Annotated in this window: 19 protein-coding genes; 6 read left to right on the top strand and 13 right to left on the bottom strand. The window is 65.5% G+C overall.

What is annotated here, in order from left to right; genetic code table 11:
• Positions 1-16 precede the first annotated feature (16 nt).
• From WN72_RS42825 to WN72_RS42855, 7 genes are all read right to left on the bottom strand, one after another.
• The gene (locus WN72_RS42825; protein WP_027562887.1) at positions 17-880 is read right to left on the bottom strand and encodes a metal ABC transporter substrate-binding protein; all 864 of its coding nucleotides are present in this window, start codon (positions 878-880) and stop codon (positions 17-19) included.
• 2 nt (positions 881-882) lie between these two features.
• Positions 883-1,752, bottom strand: a complete 870-nt coding sequence (locus WN72_RS42830) for a metal ABC transporter permease (RefSeq protein WP_027562886.1) — start codon at positions 1,750-1,752, stop codon at positions 883-885.
• Positions 1,753-1,758: 6 nt separating this feature from the next.
• Positions 1,759-2,511, bottom strand: coding sequence for a metal ABC transporter ATP-binding protein (locus tag WN72_RS42835; protein WP_167380780.1), 753 nt, complete (start codon positions 2,509-2,511; stop codon positions 1,759-1,761).
• A 2-nt stretch (positions 2,512-2,513) separates the two neighbouring features.
• Entirely contained in the window at positions 2,514-2,756 is a 243-nt protein-coding gene (locus WN72_RS42840) for a hypothetical protein (RefSeq protein ID WP_035730688.1), read from the bottom strand.
• Positions 2,757-2,894: 138 nt separating this feature from the next.
• Positions 2,895-3,395, bottom strand: a complete 501-nt coding sequence (locus tag WN72_RS42845; RefSeq protein ID WP_027562884.1) for a hypothetical protein — start codon at positions 3,393-3,395, stop codon at positions 2,895-2,897.
• A complete protein-coding gene (locus tag WN72_RS42850) occupies positions 3,392-4,003 on the bottom strand; it encodes a permease (RefSeq protein ID WP_027562883.1) in 612 nt (203 codons plus the stop codon). Before WN72_RS42850 ends, WN72_RS42845 begins: the two co-directional genes overlap by 4 nt.
• 270 nt (positions 4,004-4,273) lie before the next feature.
• Complete coding sequence (locus WN72_RS42855; RefSeq protein ID WP_026312923.1) at positions 4,274-4,870, bottom strand: superoxide dismutase; 597 nt, start codon at positions 4,868-4,870, stop codon at positions 4,274-4,276.
• Between the two features lie 241 nt (positions 4,871-5,111).
• Between WN72_RS42855 and WN72_RS42860 the strand changes: the two genes are divergently transcribed.
• The 3 genes from WN72_RS42860 to WN72_RS42870 all read left to right on the top strand — a co-directional run bounded on the left by WN72_RS42860 (position 5,112) and on the right by WN72_RS42870 (position 7,647).
• The gene (locus WN72_RS42860) at positions 5,112-5,639 is read left to right on the top strand and encodes a GNAT family N-acetyltransferase (protein ID WP_027562881.1); all 528 of its coding nucleotides are present in this window, start codon (positions 5,112-5,114) and stop codon (positions 5,637-5,639) included.
• Positions 5,640-5,722: 83 nt separating this feature from the next.
• On the top strand, positions 5,723-7,108 hold the full coding sequence (locus tag WN72_RS42865; protein WP_092215822.1) for an MATE family efflux transporter: 1,386 nt from the start codon (positions 5,723-5,725) through the stop codon (positions 7,106-7,108).
• 110 nt (positions 7,109-7,218) lie between these two features.
• Positions 7,219-7,647 carry a DUF2147 domain-containing protein gene (locus tag WN72_RS42870; protein WP_092215642.1) on the top strand — a complete coding sequence of 143 codons (429 nt, stop codon included), beginning with the start codon at positions 7,219-7,221 and terminating at the stop codon, positions 7,645-7,647.
• 97 nt (positions 7,648-7,744) lie between these two features.
• Here the strand turns inward: WN72_RS42870 and WN72_RS42875 are convergent, their stop codons facing one another.
• On the bottom strand, positions 7,745-8,896 hold the full coding sequence (locus WN72_RS42875) for a DUF3095 domain-containing protein (protein ID WP_092215640.1): 1,152 nt from the start codon (positions 8,894-8,896) through the stop codon (positions 7,745-7,747).
• Between the two features lie 212 nt (positions 8,897-9,108).
• On the opposite strand from WN72_RS42875, the gene WN72_RS42880 reads away from it, so the two are divergent.
• The gene (locus WN72_RS42880; protein ID WP_027562877.1) at positions 9,109-9,495 is read left to right on the top strand and encodes a hypothetical protein; all 387 of its coding nucleotides are present in this window, start codon (positions 9,109-9,111) and stop codon (positions 9,493-9,495) included.
• A 13-nt stretch (positions 9,496-9,508) separates the two neighbouring features.
• Here WN72_RS42880 and WN72_RS42885 read toward each other — a convergent pair whose 3' ends face one another.
• From WN72_RS42885 to WN72_RS42905, 5 genes are all read right to left on the bottom strand, one after another.
• On the bottom strand, positions 9,509-9,718 hold the full coding sequence (locus WN72_RS42885) for a hypothetical protein (RefSeq protein ID WP_027562876.1): 210 nt from the start codon (positions 9,716-9,718) through the stop codon (positions 9,509-9,511).
• 126 nt (positions 9,719-9,844) lie between these two features.
• Positions 9,845-10,567 carry an SDR family NAD(P)-dependent oxidoreductase gene (locus tag WN72_RS42890; RefSeq protein ID WP_092215638.1) on the bottom strand — a complete coding sequence of 241 codons (723 nt, stop codon included), beginning with the start codon at positions 10,565-10,567 and terminating at the stop codon, positions 9,845-9,847.
• Entirely contained in the window at positions 10,560-11,942 is a 1,383-nt protein-coding gene (locus WN72_RS42895; RefSeq protein ID WP_167380778.1) for a class I adenylate-forming enzyme family protein, read from the bottom strand. Before WN72_RS42895 ends, WN72_RS42890 begins: the two co-directional genes overlap by 8 nt.
• Positions 11,929-12,174, bottom strand: a complete 246-nt coding sequence (locus WN72_RS42900) for an acyl carrier protein (protein WP_015688794.1) — start codon at positions 12,172-12,174, stop codon at positions 11,929-11,931. Before WN72_RS42900 ends, WN72_RS42895 begins: the two co-directional genes overlap by 14 nt.
• Positions 12,175-12,319: 145 nt before the next feature.
• Positions 12,320-14,134: a long-chain-acyl-CoA synthetase gene (locus WN72_RS42905; RefSeq protein ID WP_092215633.1), complete on the bottom strand. Its 1,815-nt coding sequence runs from the start codon at positions 14,132-14,134 to the stop codon at positions 12,320-12,322.
• A 233-nt stretch (positions 14,135-14,367) separates the two neighbouring features.
• Here WN72_RS42905 and WN72_RS42910 point away from each other — a divergent pair, with 233 nt between their 5' ends.
• Together WN72_RS42910 and WN72_RS42915 are read left to right on the top strand one after the other, a co-directional pair.
• Positions 14,368-15,348 (top strand): Bug family tripartite tricarboxylate transporter substrate binding protein, encoded by a 981-nt coding sequence (locus WN72_RS42910; protein ID WP_092215820.1) that lies wholly within the window; start codon positions 14,368-14,370, stop codon positions 15,346-15,348.
• A gap of 92 nt (positions 15,349-15,440) precedes the next feature.
• Entirely contained in the window at positions 15,441-15,854 is a 414-nt protein-coding gene (locus tag WN72_RS42915) for a hypothetical protein (RefSeq protein WP_027562871.1), read from the top strand.
• The last annotated feature ends 7 nt before the right edge of the window (positions 15,855-15,861 follow it).

Genomic DNA, 15,861 nt, shown 5'->3' on the forward strand with positions numbered 1-15,861 from the left:
GGGGTGGCCCCCTGCCCTAATGGTCAAGCGCGCTGGTCAGGGCCTTTATATTGTGCCTGACCATGTCAATGTAAGTGGGTGCAGGCCCCTTTTCGCCGGTCAAACCGTCCGAAATCAGGGTCCCGCCGACCTGTGCGCCGGTCTCGGCCGCGATCCGCCGGATCAGGCGGTCATCGCTAATATTTTCCAGAAATACCGCCGGGATTTTTTGGGCCTTGATCTGGCCGATGATGGCCGCGATGTCCCGCGCGCTGGGCTCGGTTTCCGTGGAAACGCCCAGGGGGGCGATGAACTGGACGCCGTATTCGGCGGCGAAATAGCCGAAGGCGTCGTGGGTCGAGATCACCTTGCGCCGCTCGGCCGGGATTTTGGCGACGGCCTCGCGGACCTCGCGGTCGAGGGCTTCGAGCTTTTCCAGATAAGCCCTAGCCTGACCGCGGAAGAACTCGGCATCGTCAGGATCGGCCACGGCCAGCGCGTTGGCGATGTCGGTCACGTAGACCTTGGCATTCGGCACGGACTGCCAGGCATGCGGATCGGCGGCCGAGCCAAGCTTCAGAGGTGCAATGCCGGCGCTTGCGGTGACCACCTCCGCCTTGCTGCCTGCTGACTGCACCAGACGCGGCAGCCAGCCCTCGAGGCCAAGCCCGTTGACGATGACGAGCTTTGCAGCCGCGATCCGCTTCGCATCGCCCGGCGCCGGAGTATAGACGTGAACGTCGCTGTCGGGGCCGACCAGCGTGGTCAGATCGATCCGGTCGCCGCCGACATTGCGGACGAAGTCGGCGAGGATCGAGAAACTTGCGACCACGTTTAGCCGCTCGGCGGCGTGCAGCGGTGAGGCCATCAGCAGCAAGGCAAGGAGCAGAAGGAAGCGCATCGTCACGCCTCCAGATGCCGGCCGGGAAACATCTGCCTGACGATGCCGCCGACGCGACCGAACAGCACAGAGACGATGTAGAACACCGTCGCCACCAGGATGATCGCGGGCCCCGACGGCACGCGGGTCTGAAACGACAGCACGAGGCCGGCGTAGCCCGAGATGGCCGCGGCGATCACAGCGATGCACATCATGGCCGTGAGATCGCGCGACCAGAACCGCGCGATGCCGGCAGGGAGGATCATCAGCCCCACCGCCAGCAGCGTGCCGAGCGCCTGAAAGCCGTTGACGAGATTGATCACGACGAGGGCGAGGAAGGCGAGATGCGCAGGGCCGCCGGCACGGCTGACGGTGCGCAAGAAGAGAGGATCGACGCTCTCGATCACCAGTGGACGATAGATCACGGCAAGCACCAGCAGCGTCACCGTGGCGTTGAAGGCGACCACCAGCAGCGTCTGATCGTCCATCGCGAGGATGTTGCCGAACAGGACATGCAAGAGGTCGATATTGGTGCCCTTGATCGAGACGATGGTGACGCCGAGCGCCAGCGAAGCCAGATAGAAGGTCGCAAGCGAAGCGTCCTCCTTCAGCCCGGTCGAGCGCGCGACCACGCCGGCGAGGATCGCCACCGCAAAGCCGGCGATCAGGCCGCCGGCGGTCATCGCAAACAGATTGAGGCCGGAGAGCAGGAAGCCGACGGCCGCGCCGGGCAGGATCGCATGCGCCATGGCATCGCCGACCAGGCTCATCCGCCGCAGCATCAGGAACACGCCGATCGGCGCGCCTGCCAGCGCCAGCGCGATCACGGCGGCGAGCGCCCGCCGCATGAACTCGAATTCGGTGAACGGGCCGATCAGCGCGTCATAGACCATCTGTGATCACGCCGCCTGCGAGCGCCCATCTTCGCCACAGGCCGCGGCGCTGTCGTCGAAGGCCTCGCACATCCGCATCGCGACCATCAGGTTTTCCGGTGTCAGCACCTCCGCTGTCGGGCCCCAGGCCACGGGGCCGCGCGCCAGCACCAGCGTCTCGGTAAAGTGGGTGCGCACCATCTCCATGTCGTGCAGCGCGGCCAGCACGGTCCGGCCTTCGCCGTGCCAGTGCTTCACCAGCGCGAGCAGATCGGCCGTGGTCTTGCTGTCGATGGCGTTGAAGGGCTCGTCGAGCACGATCAGGCGCGCATCCTGGAGCAGCACGCGCGCGAACAGCACGCGCTGCATCTGTCCGCCCGAGAGCGTTCCGATCGGGCGGTTCTCGAAGCCGCTGAGGCCGACGGCGCCGATCGCGCGGAGAATCTTCCCGCGCGCGGCCTTGCCGATGCCGCCGAACAGGCCGGCATCGCGCCACAGCCCAGTGCCGACGAAATCGAACACCGAGATCGGGAAAGTGCGGTCGATCTCCGCACTCTGCGGCAGATAGGCGATGTCGCGGGCGTCTAACCCGCCGAGATGGATGCTGCCGTCGAGCGGCCTCAGGATGCCGACGATGCCGCGCAGCAGCGTGGATTTCCCGGCGCCGTTGGGGCCGATCACGGCGACCAGCGCCCCTCGCGCGACCTCGCCATTGAGATGGTGCACGGCCGGATGGCGGTCATAGCCGAGCGTGACGTTGTGGAAGTGCAGCGCCGCCATGGTCACCTCATCGCCAGAAAGACGATGCCCCAGAGCACGGCGCAGACAGCGACAGCCGCCGCAAGGCGGCCGGCCATGGTCATGCGCAGGATCGACCAGGGTGCGTCCTGCGCCGGATGCGGCGAGGCCGCATCGTGGACATGGGCGTGGGTGTGGTCGTGCCCATGCGAATGGTCATGAGAATGACCTTGGGAATGCCCATGAGCATGGTCGTGATGGTGGGCGTGGGACGCGGCGGGAACCATGCCAGGGACGTTATATTATAACATTACGCCTGTCCACGACTGAGGATGTCATTCCGGGGCGGCTCGAAGAGCCGAACCCGGAATCTCGAGATTCCAGGTTCGATGCTGCGCATCGCCCCGGAATGACCTCCCGAGCGTTTAGGGCTTGCCAATCACCATCGCGATGGCGGCAGCCACGAAGGGAAACGGCACGGACACCGCGCAGCGGAACCAGACAAAACGGGCCGGCATGAACGGGATTTCCCACAAAATCACCCGCTGGAAGGCGAACAGGGCCCAGGCGACGACATAGGCCACCACCTGCGGCACCCCGCCACCGGACTTCAGCGCCACGGTCCCGATCGAGAAGCCGATCACGGGACCGCCGGGTGTGGCCGCGCCGGCGACCACGGCGGTCGCAACCCCGAGCCAGCCGCTGTCCGGGCCGAGCCAGCCGGTGATCACCTCCTGCGGGATGATCGCGGCGATGTAGCCGGAGCCGATCACCCCTAACGCGATCCGCGGCACGATGTTGATGAAGTCCATCGTGCCTTCGCGCAGCGAGGCCTTGAACACCGGAGGGCCGCGGCGGAAGGCGATCAGGCCGACGCCGAACACCGAGCCCCAGAGCAGGATGTCGATCAGGAGCGCTGCGCTCAATTCGCCTCCTCGTCGCTTTCACGCTTCGGATAGACCCGGACATAGACGAAGCGGCCGAGCGCACCGGCGAGTACCGGCAGGGGCAGCGAGATCACGATCCGCCACAGCGTGAAGTCGGTGCCCATGATCGGGATCTCCCAGGCGACCGCGCGGCCATAGCCGATCAGGGTCCAGCTCACGACCATGGCGATGGTGGCGCCGAAATCGGCACCGACCGCAAGTAGCGCGCTCGCCACCGGATAGGCGGTGAAGGGACCGCCGGGGAGAATCGCTCCGAAGGCGGTGCCGATCAGGAGGCCCATCAGGCCGGATTTCGGCCCGAGCGAGCGCGAGACTTTCTCGTGCGGCAGGATCTCCGAGATGAAGGCCCCTAACAGGCAGCCGGCCAGCACGCGCGGCAGGATGCCTGAGAACAGCGAGAGATCGTGGGTGAGGATGTCGAGGACGCCGTCGGTGCCGTCGCGCCGCCAGACCAGGCCTGCGCTCACCGCCACCAGCGCTGCGATGATGATGGTCGACCAGCCGATCGGCTTGCGCACACGGCCCGGCCGCGGCTCGGACTCCGCGTCCTCGGCAGGCGCCGGATTGTTCGGGGAAGGCTCTGACAACGGCTCGGTCGGATCGAAGGTGATGCCCGTCCTGATTAAGGGCGGCGTTCCCCCGATGCAAACGGTGTGATGACAGACCCGTGCGCGCGCTGCGCAGGACTGGTTCAATCAGTCAATTCCGCACAGCAAAAAGGCGGCCGCTGATGCGACCGCCTGATTTGTCATTCCGGAGCGCACGAAGTGCGAACCCGGAATCTCGAGATCCTCAGGTGCGCAACCGCGCACCGTAGTTCGATGCTGGCGCATCGCCCCGGGATGACGGAGTAAAGCTTACGCCTTGTCGAACAGCGACTCGACGTATTCCCAGTTCACGAGGTTCTCGACAAACGCCTTGAGATAATCGGGGCGGCGGTTGCGATAGTCGATGTAGTAGGAGTGCTCCCAGACGTCGCAGCCGAGGATCGGCGTGGCGCCGTGCACCAGCGGATTCTCGCCGTTCGGGGTCTTGGAGATCTCGAGCTTGCCGTTCTTGACCTGGAGCCAGCACCAGCCGGAGCCGAACTGACCGACGCCGGCCGCCTGGAAGTCGGTCTTGAACTTCTCGAAGCCGCCGAGGTCCTCGTTGATCTTCTTCTCGAGCTTGCCCGGCAGCTTCGTGCCGCCGCCATTGGGCTTCATCCAGCTCCAGAAGTGGATGTGGTTGTAGTGCTGGCCGGCGTTGTTGAACACCGCGGGGTTCTTGCCGAACGAGCCCTTGACGATCTCCTCAAGGGACTTGCCTTCCCATTCGGTCCCCTTGAGCGCATTGTTGCCGTTGGTGACGTAGGCCTGATGATGCTTGTCGTGATGATATTCGAGCGTCTCCTTCGACATGTACTGGCCGAGGGCGTCATAGGCGTAGGGGAGTGGGGGCAGCGTAAAGGTCATGGCTTCTTGTCCGCAACTGGTGGGAACGAGTTCTAACGGTCACCCCTTATAGAAGGTTCCTGCAGCATTAAATACCTCAGAATTTGCGAAAACGCGTGATGGGGTGACTTCGCCCGAATGCACCAATTCGTCGCAACGGGCCGCGGTCGATCAAGCCTGCGGTTCGCCATAAAATATCATTGCCTTTGAGGCGCTTAAGACAGAACAAGCGCGCCACGAAGCGGAGCTGCGAAGGGACGCCATGAGCATCGAGATCGACATTTTGAACGGCGACGCCTCGTGGCCGATCGCCGCGCCGCTGCATCAGGCGGTCTGGGGACCGCAGATGATCGCGGGCAAGCCCTGGGCTCACGTCAAATGGGACAATGCCCATCTTCGCGTGCTGCTCGAGACGCCCGAGGACGGTATCGTCTGCCACGTCGGCGTCTACTTCCGCACCGTCACCTGGAACGGACAAAAGGTCCATGTCGGCGGCATCGGCGGCGTCTGCACCCGCGAGGACCGGCGCGGCCGCGGCTATGCGACCATGGCCATCGACGCAGCCGTCCATACCATGCGCGCCAACGAGGCGGTCCGCTTCGGGTTCCTGTTCTGCGAGCCGCACAATTTCGCATTCTACGAGGCGCGCAGATGGCAGCCCTTCAAGGGCGAGGTCTACTGCGAGCAGCCGGAGGGGCGGATCCGCTTCGAGTACATGGCGCCCTACGTCTTCGAGATCGTCCGCGCGCCGACGCTCGGCACCATCGACCTATGCGGCCTGCCCTGGTGAGCCCTGCGTGAGCGCAGGGCTGGCGCGGAGGGGGGCCGCCCTATAATATGTCGCTCATCATCCAATATTCCGCCCGGTGGGACATGACGATCGACGCCCCGATAGACGCCGCGCCGCCGCGGGCCCCGGTCGCCTCCCCCATTGCGAGCCTGCTGACGGCACCGATCCTGCCGACGCTGCTCCGGCTCGCGATCCCCAACATGATCGCGATGGTCGGCAGCACGCTGGTTGCGATCGCCGAGACTTCCTATATCGGCCGGCTCGGCACCATCCCGCTCGCCGCCATCGCCCTCGTTTTTCCGTTCGCGATGCTGACGCAGATGATGAGCGCGGGCGCGATGGGCGGCGGGGTCTCCTCGGCGATCAGCCGCGCGCTAGGCGCCGGGAATCGCGATCGCGCCGCGACGCTGGCGCTGCATGCCGCCATCATCGGCCTCTGCGGCGGACTGTTCTTCACGGCGATGATGCTCGCCTTCGGCCGCTCGTTCTTCACGCTGCTCGGCGGGCGCGAGCGCGTGCTCGAGGAGGCCTGCGGCTATTCGCAGGTGCTGTTCTCGGGCGCGGTCGCGATCTGGCTCGTCAACACGCTGGCCTCGGTGATCCGCGGCACCGGCGACATGCGGCTGCCGTCGATGACGCTGATCGTCGCGAGCGTGCTCCAGATCGCGCTCGGCGGCACGCTGGGGCTCGGCCTGTTCGGCATGCCGCAATTCGGCATGCCCGGAGTTGCTGCCGGCCAGCTGATCGCGTTCAGCTGCGCCGCGGTCTTCTTTCTCTGGTATCTACTATCAGGCCGCAGCCGGCTGGCGCTGAACTTTCGCGCCTTCCAGTTCGAGCGCGCGATGTTCCTGGACATTCTCAAAGTCGGCGCCGTGGCCTGCCTATCGCCGCTCCAGACCGTGCTCACCATCCTGATCTTCACAAAGATCCTGGCGACCTTCGGCACCGAGATGCTGGCCGGTTACGGCATTGGCTCGCGGCTGGAATTCCTGCTGATCCCGATCACCTTCGCCTTCGGCATCGCCTCGGTGCCGATGGTCGGCATGGCGATGGGCGCCGGACATATCAAGCGCGCGCGGCGTGTCGCCTGGACCGCGGCTGCCGCTTCGGGACTGGCGGTCGGCCTGATCGGCCTCGCCGTCGCGCTCGATCCTGCGCTGTGGGTGTCGCTGTTCACCGGGGATCCCGGTGTCACTGCGGCGGCGCACAGCTATTTCCACTGGGCCGGCCCGGCCTTCGTGTTCTTCGGCATGGGCGTGTCGCTGTATTTCTCATCGCAGGGCGCGGCACGCGTCGGCGGCCCGGTGCTGGCCTCCACCGCGCGGCTTTTGATCGTCGCGATCGGCGGCGTCAGTCTGATGACGGCGCAGGCGCCGGCCTGGACGTTGTTTGCGCTGGTCGGCGGCGCCATGGTCGTGTTCGGGCTTTCGACCGCCGCCTCGGTCGCCTTCGCGCGCTGGGGCAAATGAGCGCAGGCGAGTAAGCGCAGGCAGGTAAACGCGGGAATGTGATTCCATCCAGCGTTGCACTATCCTGCCGGGCTGCTATGGAAGCGCCTCCATTTTTCGGGGCTCCCTCCATGCTCAGCAGATTCGCGATTCCTTCCGTCATTTTGGCTGCGCTGTTTGGCGCGACTGCCGCCCATGCTCAGAGCGCCGACGGGACCTGGCTCACCCAGGCGGGTGATGCGCGCGTGAAGATCAGCAAGTGCGGCGGCGGCATCTGCGGCCACATCGTCTGGCTGCGCGAGCCCATGGACACCGCGACCGGCCAGCCCGCCACCGACAGCAAGAACCCCAACCCCGCGCTCACGAGGCGCCCGATGATCGGCCTGCCGCTGTTCAGCGGCATGCAGCCGTCAGGGCCGAACAAATGGTCGGGCCAGATCTACAATGCCGACGACGGCAGCACCTATGCGAGCAGCGTCACGGTCACCGGCGCAGATTCGCTGCGGGTCGAAGGCTGCGTCGGCGCGCTCTGTGGCGGCGAGACCTGGACCCGGCGCTAAAGCGCGATGAGATTGGGATGAATCGTCATCCCGCTTTAGGTTGTTGTTTGAGCATGATCTTTTCGGAAAACCGCTTCGCACTTTTCCGGATCATGCTTTAGCCCGCCGCCATCATCGCCTTCAGCGCCGTCGCCGCCGAGGCGTAGCCGCCCCGCGCGCCGTCGATGAAGTGGACATGGTCGCTGCGCAGCGCCGACGGCGTGAAGCAGGTCATCATCGCCGCGTCCTGCTGGTAGAGGCCGTAGCGCACGATGCCGTCGCGCGCCGCCATCGCGAGGCGCTCGCTCAAGGCGCGCTCAAGCTGCGGCGTGCAGTCGAGGATCATGCGCAGGCCATCATCGTATTTGCGGAAGTCCGAGTTCTCGACCACCTGGCGCTTGTAGACCTTGGGCACGAAGCCGCCGACCTTGAGGTCGAAACGCATGATCAGATAGACGAACAGCGTATAGGCCAGCACGCTGGCCCTGCGCGCGAGCAGCGGACCGCCGCGCTTGGTGCGGGCTTCGAAGTCCAGCCCCTGCGGCGGCCATTTCAGCGGCGGGCCCTCCGGCGGCACGGGACGGCCGCCGTCCGGGCTGCGCTCGACCAGGTGGATGATGTCCTCGATCACCTTGCGGAAGGCCGCCGGATCGACGCCGCGGGCGGGCATCACCAGCACCGACAGGATCAGGCCGCGCGCAGCCGGCATCACCTCGAAGCGGCAAGACAGTCCTGAGAGATCGGGCTGCGCGCCCGCCGGTGCCTCCGCGACCGCGAACTCGCCGCGCTTCATCGCAGCGTCGGCCCAGGCGAGCCCGCCGCCCGAGAACATCGCATAGGACAAATTCGCCGACGGACCGAAACGCGCGACGCGCACGTCGAGGCCCTGCGCGCGGATGGCGCTGACCGGCACCAGCGCGACGCGCATCTTCAGGTCGAGATCCTCCCGCACCCAGGTCGCGGTCGCGGCCAGTGCCTCGCGCGCAGCATCGAGATCCGAAGGCGCGACCGCAAAGCTCGCGCCGTCACCGCCGAACACGAAGGGAAATTCGCGACCCTCAAGCGCATTGGTCACCGCCGCGATCACGGCGGCGCCGGCCATGTTGACCGCCTTGTAGCGCTGCGCCGCGATCGCCTTGGTCGAATCCACGATATCGGCAACGCCAATGCTCCAGTCATCCGGCAGCGGCGCATAGAGCGCGGGATCCATCAGGCTGGTAAAGCCGCGGAAGACGGGAATGCCGCCGTAGAAGGAGTCGCCTGATGTCATCGGGTGATGCCGGATGGTTGGAAGCGTCCGAGAGAGATACGAGGCAGGAGCGATCCGGGTTCGCCGGGCGGCGCCGCTTTCGATCATTGGCCGAAACCGGCCCGGACAACAAGATCGCAGCGCGCCGCAATGCCGCAGCCGATCATTGATCGACGTCAAACAGCCGGCCCGGGCAACCTCTACGATGGCGGCATCTCCAGGGGCGAGGCGGGATGATCGAGGTGTCCGACTTCAGCAACAGGCAGTCCAACCCGCCGATGCGGCGACGCACGGGGCTTGACCCGATCAGTGCGGTGAAAATGCCGGAAAGACTGACAGCAATTGTCGATGCCTGGGCTGAAGCCCATCATTTGTCGCGCTCGGCTGCGATCTGCAAGCTGGTCGAGCTCGGGCTGAAGATCGCGCCTGCTGCGCCGGCATCGGCGCACTCGGTCGCATCCGACGCCACGCGGATCGAGGAGATCGCGGTGCACGAGATCAAAGCGCTGCTCGATCCCGCACTGCCGGTCGACGAACGCGAGCGCCGCATCCGCCGCCTCACCGAGGGGCCGCCGGAATTCTCACACGAACGGATTGACCTGCCGAAGCATCGAGCTTGAGCGCCCGCACGCGCTAATGCAGCTTCTCGTCCTCGCGCTTGCGCAAGGCCTCGAGCGAGGCATCGTGGCAGCCGACAAGCCGCACGAATTGCTGCGGATACATTTCATGGCCGTGGCCGCCGGAGTTCTGATGCGTCATCGGCGGGCAATGGACCTCGTCTGGCTTCGCGCCAGATTGCTCGGTCCGGTGCTGAGATGAAGCGGTCATGTCTTGCACGGTCATGGACTGCTCCCTGTCGATTAGGGCAGATCGATTGACGTAACCCAATCGATTGCGGGGCATCTTACGACCAAATCCGGCTGAATGTCATTGCGCCGGATCAACGCAATTGTGGCAGACGGGTTCCGTTTACGCGGTATTGCCCGCGTCGATCGTGAACACGGTACCGGTCACGTTGCGGCCGCCCTCGCCGAGCAGATATTCCACCATGCGCGCGACGTCGTCCGTTTCCGGCAGGCGGCGCAATGCGCTGCGGCCGGCGATGCGCTTGCGGCCTTCGTCGGAGAGATTGTGCGTGAGCTCGGTGTCGATGAAGCCGGGCGCGATCGCATTGACGGTGATGCCGAGCTTGCCGACCTCCCGCGCGAGCGAGCGGGTGAAGCCGGTTGCGGCAGCCTTGGTCGCGCCGTAGACGGAGAGGCCGTTATAGCCTGTCGTCGCGATGATCGAGGAGATGTTGATGATGCGGCCGGCGCCATCGGCCATCATCTGCCGCGCGACATATTTGGTGAGGATGATCGGCGACAGCACATTGAGCTGCACCAGCGCCTCGATCTCCGAATTGTGCATGGTCGCGAGCAGGCCTTCGGTGCCGAGGCCGGCATTGTTGACGAGACCGTAGGTGGGGCCAAACTCGTCGCGCACGAGCTTTGCGAAAGCAGGGATCGCGTCGATCACGGCAAGATCGCAGGCGCGAAAATGCAGGCGGCCCTCGGACTCTGCGATCGCCGCCTTGAGCTCGTCGCTCTCGCGCCGCGCCGCCGCGATCACGTTGTAACCTGAAGCAACGAGGCGCTTGCCGATCGCAAGGCCAATGCCGCGGCTGCCGCCGGTGACGAGAACATTATGCATCGGTGCGCGCCAGTTTGCCGGCCGGAGTGACATCGAGCGCCTCGACGAAGCGGATCACCGCCGGCACCTTGTGGGACGCCAGCTGGGCGCGGCACTGCTCCAGGATCTGGTCGCGGATCTCCTTGATCCGCGCCTGGTCGGTGCCCTCCGTGAGGATCACGTCGGCGACGACGATGCCGCCGGTGATCGGGCTGCGCCGCGATTTGGCGCGCGACATCCGCACATCAGGGTGGCGGTTGATCACCGCCTCGATTTCCTCGGGGTGGACCTTCAGCCCGCCGATATTGATGATGCCGCCGCGGCGGCCGACGAAATAATAGCGGTCGCCCCGCAGCTCGACGATGTCGCCGCTGTCGACAAAGCCGTCAGCGTCGGTGAGCGCGGTGGCGTTGCGGCCGACATAAGCATGCGCCGTGCGTGTCGAGCGGATGCGCAGCGAGCCATCGACCACCTTCATCTCGACGCCATTGCGGTTGCCGAGATAGTCGGCCGGGAAACCTTCGAGCCCGTCATTGACGGCGAAGCCGACGCCGGCCTCGGTCGAGGCATAGGCATGGCCGACGGAAGAATTCGGGAATGCGGCCTTGAGCCCGTCGAGCACCGCCTGGTCGGCGATCTCGCCGGAGAGGCGGACATAGCGCGGGGCGAACTGCGCGGCCGCGCCGCTCATCAAGAGCTTGCGCCAATGCGAGGGCGTACCGGAGATGTGGGAGACGCCGCGCCCGTTCAGCCGCGCGACGTGATCGCCGAGCGCCTCATGCGGATCGGACAGCACCATGGAGCCGCCGGAGAGAATGGCGCGGAGAAAGATCTGCAGGCCGCCATAGCGGCGGATGTCGTAGAACGTCGCCCATACCGGCGCGGGGCCTTTTGCCGGACCTTCGGCGACGATGGCGCCGGTCAACGCCTCCAGCGTATGGCCGGCGATTTTCGGCACGCCCGAGGTGCCCGACGTCAGCATCAGCCATTCGGTGGCGCGCTCGGTCTTGGCAGGCGTGGTGGCTTGAAGCGGCAGTTGCGCGGTGACGACCAGCGACACGCCGGCATCAGTCCAGCGATCGGGCTCGTCGGTGACAACGGCATCGATCCCGGCATCGGCGATCAGCGCGTCGAGATGCGCCGGGTTGAGATCGGGCGGGCACAGCAGCATGCGACGGGCGATGCCGTCGAGCTCGATCATGGCGATGCCCGACCGAAGCTGGTCGGACAATTTCAGCAGGACGGCACGGCCAGACAGCTCATGCAGGCGGCCGCCGAGGACCGTCTGCGACAGGATATCCGTCAGCGACACCACATGGTGGGCATCCGACAGCGTACGGCCGGTCAGCTCCGCGCCGAGATGGTCGCGAAGCGCAAAAATCTCACGCGGGGACATTTTCGTAGGCCCGCACGAAATCGCCCACGGTGGCGGGGAACGCTGCGTCCTCGGAAATGGTGAAGGGGTCGACGCCGGTCTCGTCTTCGAGGCGCGCCACCAGAATGGCGAAGGCGAGCGAGTCGAAGCCCGTCTCGTGCAGGGACAGATCGTCCGAGAGGGCGGGAAGCGTCACGTGCTGCTCTTTGGCGATCTGCTGGATCGCCTCGATGACCTTGGACCGTACCGACATGGCTGGCTCGCTCTTGTTATCGATATTTCGTGTTGCGGCGGCTCTTGATGACCGCCTCCCCATGGCCGTCTGTTTACCCGACAGAAGTAAATGGCTTCTTGGACAATTCAGATAAAATTGGACCTATCTGGCGATTTCCGCGACGCTACAGCCTGATCGTGCCGTCGATGATCTTGGTAAACGTCGCTGAATCAAGCGCGGCATAGGCGCCGGATTTCGGGTCGAGCATGAACAGCGGATCGGAGATCGCAGCCGGATCAAATCCCTCCCGCGCCAGCTCGCCCTTCTTCTGCTTGAACGTCTCGGTCGCATCGAGCTCGCGCGAGATGCGGACGAAGACCGGGCGGGCGTAAGGCGGCAGGCGCTCGGCGAGATGAGCCGGCAGCGCGGCGATGTCAAAGCCCTCGTTCACCACGATGGCGCTCATGCCGGCGCGGCCGTCGGTGTCCAGAATGCTGACGCCGTAGGTGGTGGCATCGATCACGCCAGTGAAATCGCGCACGGCGTCATTGACCTCGGAGGTCGCGACATTCTCGCCCTTCCAGCGGAAGGTATCGCCGATGCGATCGACAAAATGGAAAAAACCCTTGTCGTCGAGCCGCATCAGATCGCCGGTCCGGAACCAGGCATCGCCCTTGGCGAACACGTCGCGGAGAATCTTCTTCTCGGTTTCGCCGGCGTCGGTATAGCCCTCGAAGCGGCCCCCGCCTTCGTCGGCCGTGCCGATGCGGCCGATCGCTTCGCCGGCTTCGCCGCGGGCGCAGGCGATGCAACAGCCATCTTCATTGCGCAGCGGCGCGCCGCTATCAGGGTCGAGCTTGACGAGGCTCGCCGGAAACCGGTGCGCAAGCAGCGGCGGGATGCGGCCGATCGCGCCTGGCTGGCCCTCGACGTTGAACAGCGAGAAATTGCCTTCGGTCGCGGCGTAGAATTCGAGGATGCGGGGAATGGCGAAGCGCGCCTGGAAATCTTCCCAGATGTCGCCGCGCAAACCATTACCGCAAACGAGCCGCAGCCGGTGGCGGTTCTCGTATTCCGACGGCGGGGCTTTGAGCAGATAGCGGCAGAGCTCGCCAATATACTGGAACAGCGTGCAGTCGTGCCGGACGATGTCGGGCCAGAAATTCGAGGCGGAGAATTTGTCCGCGATCACCACCGAGCCGCCGGCGGCGAGCATGCTGCATGGCGCGACGATGCCGCCGACCGAGTGGAACAGCGGCAGGCAGTCATAGAGCCGGTCCTGCGGCGTGGCGCCGGTAAGACCCGCGAACCAGAAACCCCAGTTGAGGATGCGGCGATGGCTGATGCTGGCGGCCTTCGGCAGGCCTGTCGTGCCGGAAGTGTAGATCAGCAGCGCGCGGTCATCGATGGTGACGTCGCCACGCTCGTCCGGCGCCAGCGGAGCATCGTCGAGCGCCGCAAGCGCAACGTCGATGGCGCGCTCGCTGCGGACATCGCCGTGGGTCCAGACTTTTGCATCTGTCTTCAGATGCGGCTTCGCGCTCTCCAGCGTCTCCGCGAGCTCATGCGCGACGATGATATGCGAGGGCCTTGCGACGCCGATGCAATGCGCGAGCGACGGTCCGACCAGCTTGGTATTGATCAGCGCCACCACGCCGCCGACCCGGCTGATACCGAGCCAGGCCGCGAGATAGTCGATGCCGTTCGGCATGATCAGGGCGACCGTATCGCCCTTGGCGACGCCGACCGAGCGCGCCCAGCGCGCATAGCGGTTGGTCCGCCTCGACAGGCCTTCGTAGTCGAGCGTCGTCTCGTCTGCGACCAGCGCGATGCGATCAGGCTGACACTGCGCCCGATCGTCGACGACGTCGGCGAACAGGCGGCCCGGCAGTGTCTCGATCCGTGCCGTGAGCTCGATGGCTTTCAGCCAGATCTTTGACGCCGAAGGTGCACGCGCGGCCTTTGATTGCTCGATGACGCCGGTAGTCATGCCGTTCATTCTTTCGGAACGTGTCTGCAGGTAGCGGCAGCTTAGCCCGCGCGTCCTGCCCAGGTGTTAAGAGACAAGGTAAAAGCCGGTTAGTGCGCGATTAACTCCAGTCATCCTTTACCAAGCCGACGGGATCGGCGTGCGGCGTGGCGCAATTCTTGCGATAGCAAATCCAGTCATTTCGGGCGCGCTGCGCGCGTCCCCTCTCCCTGGTTGCAGGACGAGCCGAACTGGACACGATGATGATCACCAGACGACATTTCCTTCGGGCCGCTGCCTGCACCGTCGCCACGCTCGCAGCACCGCGCGCCTTTGCGATCGGCAACCCCTCCTATCCCTCGCGCAGCGTGAAATGGGTCGTGCCTTATGCGCCGGGCGGCGCGACCGACGTGCTGTCGCGGCTGCTGTGCCAGCGGCTGTCCGACCGGCTCGGCCAGACTTTCGTGGTCGAGAACAAGCCCGGCGCCGGCAGCAATATCGGGACGCAGACGGTGATCACGTCCGCGCCCGACGGTTACACGCTGCTGCTGACCTCGACTGCGAACGCGATCAACGCTTCGTTCGATCCCTCGCTGCCCTATGATTTCGCCAGGGCTATCGCGCCGGTCGCCGGGCTCGCGCGCATTCCGCTGGTGCTGGTCGTTAACAACGACCTGCCGGTGAAGAATATTGCCGACTTCATCGCCTATGCCAAAGCCAACCCGGGCAAGATGTCGATCGCCTCGTCCGGCATCGGCACCTCGCTGCATCTGTCCGGCGAGCTGTTCAAGTCTCTCGCCGGCGTGCAGTTCACCCATGTGCCCTATCGCGGCTCAGCGCCGGGCCTCACCGACGTGATGAGCGGCCAGATCCAGGGCATGTTCGACAACGTCACCTCGTCGTTCGAGCTGATGCGCGCCGGCAAGCTGCGCGCGCTCGGCGTCACCACGCGCGAGCGCTCGGAGATCCTGCCCGACGTGCCGTCGATCGCGGACACCCTACCCGGCTACGAGACGAGCTCGTTCTACGGCGTCGGCGCGCCGCACGACACGCCGCGCGAGATCGTCGATCTGCTCAATCGCGAGATCGACACCGCGCTGTCCGATGCCGAGATCAAGGCCCGCATCGCCGAGCTCGGCGCGATCCCGCTGCACGGCAACGCCGGCGAGTTCGGCAGCATGCTGAATGCGGAGACCGAGCGCTGGCGCAAGGTTGTGGAATTGTCGGGGATCAAGAAGGAGTAGCGGTGCGGAACGCGGATTGCGTCAAAGCCATCCACACCCACCATTCCTAGCGGCTTGCCGAAATGTCCCGGGCGCGGGCATGTTGCCGCGTCATGACGACCAAATCCCGCGAGCGAATCTATGGTGCGTCCGTCCGGGCGGCGGCAGAACGCGCGGCCGACGTGCGTAAAGAGGCCGATCGTCTCGCCTGCGAAGCCTGGAACCAGCGGATGCTGGGGTTTCAGGGCCCCGCACAGCCCTCACCGACGCTCGGGGACGCACTCAACGCGGGCTACTGCTATCTCGAGGTCAAGTGCCTGGGCTGCGAGACGCATCAGACGGTGGCGCTCGACATCGTCAGGCGGAGGAAGTCGACGCCGATCCACGAGCTTGAGCGGGCCATGTGCTGCCGCCAGTGCTCGGAGCTTGCGGGCCGGCCCTACAAGCGCAGCCATCTGGTTGCGCTCCGCACGACAAAGATCTCCGCAAAAGATCCGCGCTCGAACTGGTGGCCCGGCGAGCGGTGATCGCGCG

This window comes from Bradyrhizobium arachidis (assembly GCF_015291705.1).
GTDB lineage: Bacteria > Pseudomonadota > Alphaproteobacteria > Rhizobiales > Xanthobacteraceae > Bradyrhizobium > Bradyrhizobium arachidis.

Excerpts from the sequence above, each read along its gene's own strand:
- WN72_RS42875 (WP_092215640.1), bottom strand. The coding sequence starts at position 8,896 with ATGACATCAGGCGACTCCTTCTACGGCGGCATTCCCGTCTTCCGCGGC.
- WN72_RS42915 (WP_027562871.1), top strand. The coding sequence starts at position 15,441 with ATGACGACCAAATCCCGCGAGCGAATCTATGGTGCGTCCGTCCGGGCG.
- WN72_RS42865 (WP_092215822.1), top strand. The coding sequence starts at position 5,723 with ATGACGATCGACGCCCCGATAGACGCCGCGCCGCCGCGGGCCCCGGTC.
- WN72_RS42840 (WP_035730688.1), bottom strand. The coding sequence starts at position 2,756 with ATGGTTCCCGCCGCGTCCCACGCCCACCATCACGACCATGCTCATGGG.
- WN72_RS42830 (WP_027562886.1), bottom strand. The coding sequence starts at position 1,752 with ATGGTCTATGACGCGCTGATCGGCCCGTTCACCGAATTCGAGTTCATG.
- WN72_RS42890 (WP_092215638.1), bottom strand. The coding sequence starts at position 10,567 with ATGCATAATGTTCTCGTCACCGGCGGCAGCCGCGGCATTGGCCTTGCG.
- WN72_RS42910 (WP_092215820.1), top strand. The coding sequence starts at position 14,368 with ATGATCACCAGACGACATTTCCTTCGGGCCGCTGCCTGCACCGTCGCC.
- WN72_RS42860 (WP_027562881.1), top strand. The coding sequence starts at position 5,112 with ATGAGCATCGAGATCGACATTTTGAACGGCGACGCCTCGTGGCCGATC.
- WN72_RS42885 (WP_027562876.1), bottom strand. The coding sequence starts at position 9,718 with ATGACCGTGCAAGACATGACCGCTTCATCTCAGCACCGGACCGAGCAA.
- WN72_RS42835 (WP_167380780.1), bottom strand. The coding sequence starts at position 2,511 with ATGGCGGCGCTGCACTTCCACAACGTCACGCTCGGCTATGACCGCCAT.
- WN72_RS42895 (WP_167380778.1), bottom strand. The coding sequence starts at position 11,942 with ATGTCCCCGCGTGAGATTTTTGCGCTTCGCGACCATCTCGGCGCGGAG.
- WN72_RS42855 (WP_026312923.1), bottom strand. The coding sequence starts at position 4,870 with ATGACCTTTACGCTGCCCCCACTCCCCTACGCCTATGACGCCCTCGGC.
- WN72_RS42905 (WP_092215633.1), bottom strand. The coding sequence starts at position 14,134 with ATGAACGGCATGACTACCGGCGTCATCGAGCAATCAAAGGCCGCGCGT.
- WN72_RS42825 (WP_027562887.1), bottom strand. The coding sequence starts at position 880 with ATGCGCTTCCTTCTGCTCCTTGCCTTGCTGCTGATGGCCTCACCGCTG.
- WN72_RS42900 (WP_015688794.1), bottom strand. The coding sequence starts at position 12,174 with ATGTCGGTACGGTCCAAGGTCATCGAGGCGATCCAGCAGATCGCCAAA.
- WN72_RS42880 (WP_027562877.1), top strand. The coding sequence starts at position 9,109 with ATGATCGAGGTGTCCGACTTCAGCAACAGGCAGTCCAACCCGCCGATG.
- WN72_RS42870 (WP_092215642.1), top strand. The coding sequence starts at position 7,219 with ATGCTCAGCAGATTCGCGATTCCTTCCGTCATTTTGGCTGCGCTGTTT.